Source organism: Caldisalinibacter kiritimatiensis, assembly GCF_000387765.1.
Classification (GTDB): domain Bacteria; phylum Bacillota; class Clostridia; order Tissierellales; family Caldisalinibacteraceae; genus Caldisalinibacter; species Caldisalinibacter kiritimatiensis.
Map to the genome: position 1 here is coordinate 1 of NZ_ARZA01000143.1, position 5,313 is coordinate 5,313.

At 27.5% G+C, this 5,313-nt stretch carries 7 protein-coding genes; all 7 read left to right on the forward strand.

Annotated features, from left to right (window positions below):
* The first annotated feature begins 18 nt into the window (after positions 1-18).
* The 7 genes from L21TH_RS06870 to L21TH_RS06900 all read left to right on the forward strand — a co-directional run bounded on the left by L21TH_RS06870 (position 19) and on the right by L21TH_RS06900 (position 5,160).
* Entirely contained in the window at positions 19-483 is a 465-nt protein-coding gene (locus L21TH_RS06870; protein WP_006312557.1) for an EAL domain-containing protein, read from the forward strand.
* A gap of 252 nt (positions 484-735) precedes the next feature.
* Positions 736-1,677: a polysaccharide deacetylase family protein gene (locus tag L21TH_RS06875; RefSeq protein ID WP_162138486.1), complete on the forward strand. Its 942-nt coding sequence runs from the start codon at positions 736-738 to the stop codon at positions 1,675-1,677.
* A gap of 108 nt (positions 1,678-1,785) precedes the next feature.
* Entirely contained in the window at positions 1,786-2,085 is a 300-nt protein-coding gene (locus tag L21TH_RS06880; RefSeq protein WP_006312559.1) for a DUF2508 family protein, read from the forward strand.
* A 64-nt stretch (positions 2,086-2,149) separates the two neighbouring features.
* A complete protein-coding gene (locus tag L21TH_RS06885; RefSeq protein ID WP_006312560.1) occupies positions 2,150-2,416 on the forward strand; it encodes a pro-sigmaK processing inhibitor BofA family protein in 267 nt (88 codons plus the stop codon).
* A gap of 274 nt (positions 2,417-2,690) precedes the next feature.
* Complete coding sequence (locus L21TH_RS06890; RefSeq protein WP_006312561.1) at positions 2,691-3,314, forward strand: YIP1 family protein; 624 nt, start codon at positions 2,691-2,693, stop codon at positions 3,312-3,314.
* A gap of 170 nt (positions 3,315-3,484) precedes the next feature.
* Positions 3,485-4,111: a 50S ribosomal protein L25 gene (locus L21TH_RS06895; RefSeq protein WP_006312563.1), complete on the forward strand. Its 627-nt coding sequence runs from the start codon at positions 3,485-3,487 to the stop codon at positions 4,109-4,111.
* Between the two features lie 389 nt (positions 4,112-4,500).
* Entirely contained in the window at positions 4,501-5,160 is a 660-nt protein-coding gene (locus L21TH_RS06900) for a 50S ribosomal protein L25 (protein ID WP_006312565.1), read from the forward strand.
* Positions 5,161-5,313: the final 153 nt, after the last annotated feature.

Genomic DNA, 5,313 nt, shown 5'->3' on the forward strand with positions numbered 1-5,313 from the left:
ATTATTGGATGATTAATTTTGAAAAAGAAAAATTGCCAACTATTACTTGACAGTAACTTTAGTCAATTAAAGTTTGAAATAACTGAAACTCAAATATTAACATTAGAAAATGAAAATGTTAAAAATTTAAAAGAGTTGATGAATTTAGGTATAGAAATATCATTAGATGATTTCGGTACAGGTTATTCGTCAATTAGAAATATGGCTTTTTTCCCTGTATCGGAAGTTAAGATTGATAAAGGTTTCATTGATTATATAATTGAAGATGAAAAGATGGAAAAGTTAGTGTCGTTGATAATAGTTACTGCACATAAACTAGGATATACAGTTACAGCAGAAGGTGTGGAATATAAAGGACAATTGAATAAGCTATTAGAGTATTCATGTGATAAAATACAAGGATTTTACTTAGCAAAACCTATGAGTGCACAAGATATTGTTGAGTTTATAAGGTATAGTAACCTTAATGAACTATCGAAGTGAATAATAAAATAATATATCTTATTTTAAATTTTATATCTTGATTTTACTAAATCAAAGATAATAATATATATGTGTACAAGCTCTTAGATTTATTATTCTACAGAATGGAGTGAAGCACTTATGATAAATAAAAGAATTTGAAGAGTTTTTATAGGTGTAATAGTTTTAATAGCTGTTATTACTTTAATAGTATTTTCTAAAAATTCATTAAATGGAATACAAAAGCCTTTGTTAAAACAGACTACAGAAGCTATGAGTCAAAATATAATAGAAGAAAACAAAATAAATGAAGTTGAAAAAAATGAACACTCAATCCAACAACTCCAAAATATTAGTAACAGTAGTATAATTGATACCCAAATACCTATTTTAATGTATCATCATATAAGTGAGAATCCTGAAAAATGGAATTATAGTACAATTTCACCATTAAAATTTAAGGAAGATATGCTTTATTTAAAGGTATTGAACTATAATACTATAAACTTTTTAGATTACATAAACTTTGAACAAAATGGTATACCTTTACCTGAAAATCCAATAATTATTACTTTTGATGATGGTTATTTAAGCAATTATAAATACGTATATCCTATTTTAAAACAATTAGATATGAAGGCTACTATATCAATTGTTGGTTGGTCAGTAGGTAGAAAATATCACAAAGATGGAGCAACCCCTATTAAAGAACATTTTACTTGGGAACAAGCAAAGGAAATGTATGATAGTGGAGTTATAGATATTCAACACCATACATTTGATTTACATAATAGTGGAGATGATATAACATGTGGTAAAGGTATAGATAAAATGACTGATGAAAATATACAAGATTACAGACAAAGGATTACTGGTGATATAGTGAAACTTAAAAATTTGATTGAAAAGAAAGTAGGAAATGAAGTTATAGTGTTTACCTATCCTTATGGCATATATAATGATATTTCAGAAGAGCTTATAAAGGAATTAGGCTTTAAAGTATCTTTAACTGTAGAAGATGGGGTTTCAGATTTTTCTAATGGACTTTATTTATTAAAGAGAATAAATATGTCGCATTATGAACCAAGCGTTAAATTAATGAAAAAAATATTACGATTAGATAGAAGAAATGAACAAGTTCCTTTTGAAGATATAAAAAATCAAAGGGAAAGAATAAGAAAGCTAGAACAGTTGCTTGAACTACAAGTTGATTAACATAGTACATAAAGTTTTTTTATTCCCCTATAAGCATTTAAAAGACATGTATATACATTGTATAGCTTGTCAATAATACAGATAAAACACTTATAGGGGGAATAGAAAATGGAAGAAACAACTTTGTATAAAAAGGATAAAAAAATAAAGGATACTAACAATTTTAAAGAGTTTATTGTAAATATAAGAAATAAAATTATTAACCAAGAAAAGGATACGGATTTACTGAATAAACTAAAGGAAGCTCATACTGAATGGGTAAATGCAGAATTATATTTTAAAAGTGTTACAGACCCAGATTTAATAGACTATGCAGTTTTTAATATAGAAGCAGCACGAAAAAAATATATATATCTATTAAAACAAGCAAGAAAAGAAGGTTTGGAAATAAACAAAAAAAGCATGTAATATTTTTATCTATGATTTTATATATTTAATATAAAGGGCTTGTAATAGAGGTGATTTTGTGGGGATGGGACTTGAGGTAAGTGTAATTGTGGCATACTTTGTTGGTATACTTTTGTTGTTCATAATAGGATGGCTTATTCTTATTCCTTTGAAATTTATTTTTAAGCTTATAATTAATGGAATAATCGGAGGAGTTGTTTTAATACTCTTGAATTTTATTGGTGGATTTATTGGAATTCACATTGGAGTTAACCCTATAACAGCTTTGATTGTTGGGGTTTTAGGGGTTCCTGGGATTCTACTTATATTGATTGTACAGTATATAATATAATAGTGTTTTGCATAATAGTCCTTTATAGGGGCTATTTTTATTGTATAGGAAAGTATATTTACTGTGTATGCTATAATCATGCTATATACTTGGGTTGAAACAAGGAAAAAATAATGTTAAGGACCTAAGAGCTGATTAAAATGCTACTAACTACTTGCTACTAACCACTAACTAATAAATCGGTGAAGTCGATTTTGTTCCTATTGCTTACTAAAATATAAATTGATATAATTAGAGTGATTGTAAAAATTATACAATATAAAGGGGGATTAACTTGAGTTTTTTTAAAAGGATTTATGGTGTTATAGTAAGACCAAGAAGTACATTTAGAGAGATTTCAAATGCTCCGTCGGTGTGGCAAGGTATTATTGCATTGGTTGGTATGTCAGTAATATCCACTTTACTCATATTTAATAAGAATTATTTTATTAAAGTATTTGGAACAGGAGCAACTTTTTTAAAATTAAATACTATATTAAAAATGATGCCAGTAATTATAGCTTTAGGAGTATTTGCAACTATGATTTTAACACCTATATTTCATTTTGTATCAGTTTCTATTTTAAATTTACTGTGTGAATTTTTTGGTTATAGTGGGAACGGGAAAGGATTATTTACTACTTTAGCCTTTGCAAGTATACCATCTTTAATTTCTAGTATAATATTTGCTATTTTAGTGGCTGTAGATTTACAACAGATTAGCATTATATTCACTATAGGAATTAGTATATGGATGATAGTATTAAAGATATTTGCAATAAAAGAAACATATTCTATGAGTGGAGGAAAAGCAACTCTTATATATTTTATTCCTATAATCACAATAATAACAGTAATAGTATTGTTTACACTATCTATTACAATGTCAATTATACCAATTATAAATACTCAGTTATAGATTTTCTTATATAGATATGGTAATAGTCGAGGATTACATATTTATTAATAAAAATAAAGAAAAACCAATATAAACAAACTATATAAATTTATACAACATTTGAATTTTTCTGAATTTTCTGCTTTAATATATATATACCGTATTTTATAAACAACAAAAGGGGGAATTTTATGGGGTCACCAAAATTAAAGGCTGAAGTTAGGGATACAATTGGAAGACGGAAATGTAAAAAAATAAGGAAAAAGGGGTTTGTTCCTGCAGTAGTATATGGCCACAACAAGGAAACTAAAGAAATAAAAGTAGAAGAAGTAGAATTAGAAAAAGTATTAAACAGACATGGATATAAGACTACAATAGACCTAGAAATAGACGGAAAAGTAGTTACAACCATAATAAAAGAAGTTCAAAGACATATTACTAAGGACAATTTCTTGCATATAGATTTTCAGCAATTATCTAAGGATGAAAAGATAAAATTACAAGTACCTATTAATTTGATAGGAAGAGAGAAGGTTGAGTCTTCTACTTCTATTTTCCAACAACAGTTAGTAGAATTAGATATACAATGTTTACCTAAAAATATAGTTAAATCTATTGATGTTGATATATCAGAATTAAAATTTGGAGAATATATAACGGTATCAGATTTAAATATACCAGAAGATAGTGGTGTAGAAGTATTAAATAATCCTAATGAAATAATAGGGACTTTAACTTCTACTACAAAACAGACTGACGACACTGAACAACAAGATACACCTATATATGAAAGTAGTAAGAGTATATTAGATATTTAATATAAGCATAATAAATTATGAAAATTCAAAAGGGTAAGGGGATTTATCGGATAAATAAAAAACCGTGGATAGCTAATCCACGGTTTTTTATTGTTAAAGAAAGTATATTTACATTATAGGTTGTAATTAAGTGAATATAAGTTTTAAAGGCAGAGAGAATATTTATAGAATTATTATCGAAAAGCGAAAAGCGAAAGGCGAACATCGAATAGCTTAATTTTTTCCAATATTGTCCTGAGAACTAAGAACTAAATAAAAGGCTAATAACTACTAACAACGAGCTACTAACTAACAAATCGACTTTAGCCGATTTTGTTTTCCCTCTTTGTTTAAAAATAAAGCTTAATGGAGATACTTAATTAAAGAAATAAACAAGGAGGGATGATTTAGTGAACGTAGAGTTAAATTGCAGTTTAAGGAATGAATTTGGTAGCAATGCATGTAACAGAATAAGAAATAGGGACAAAATCCCAGGGGTAATATATGGAAGGCATTTGACTAATTATCCATTAGAAATTGATAAAAGAGAAATCGAAGGTATCTTAAGAAATTATGGCTCAAATGCATTAGTAAACGTAAATATAAACGGTACCAAATATCCTGCAATGATTAAAGAAGTACAACGGGATTCTGTAGACCAAAATATATTACACATTGATTTACAGCAGGTTAATGCTGCAGAAAAAATACATACTTCTGTACCTATTATGATAACAGGTAAAGCAACATTAAGTAATGACGCTATTTTACAGCAACAAATACAAAGATTAGATATAGAATGTTATCCATATGATATTCCTAAGTCAGTGTCAGTGAATATAGCTGATTTAGCATTAGGAAGCAACCTAAAGGTGGGAGATGTTGAATTTGGAGAAGAGATAACTGTATTAAATGATGATAATGAAATAATATTATCTCTATCACAATTCAAAGAAGAGAATATAGAAGAGGAAGATGAGGATTATATTACAGCAGACCCACTTATAAGTGAAAGCTATATTCAAGATGTACAACAGCCTAAGTTAGTAGGTGAAGAAGAGGAAGAATAAAGCGACCAGTTCTTGGTCGTTTCTTTTTATTATATAAGAAAGTATATTTACATTATAGGTTGTAATTAAGTTAAATACAGGTTTGAAAAGTAGAAAAATGTTTATAGAATTATTATCGAAAAGCGAAAGGCGAACAGCGAATAGCCTAATTTT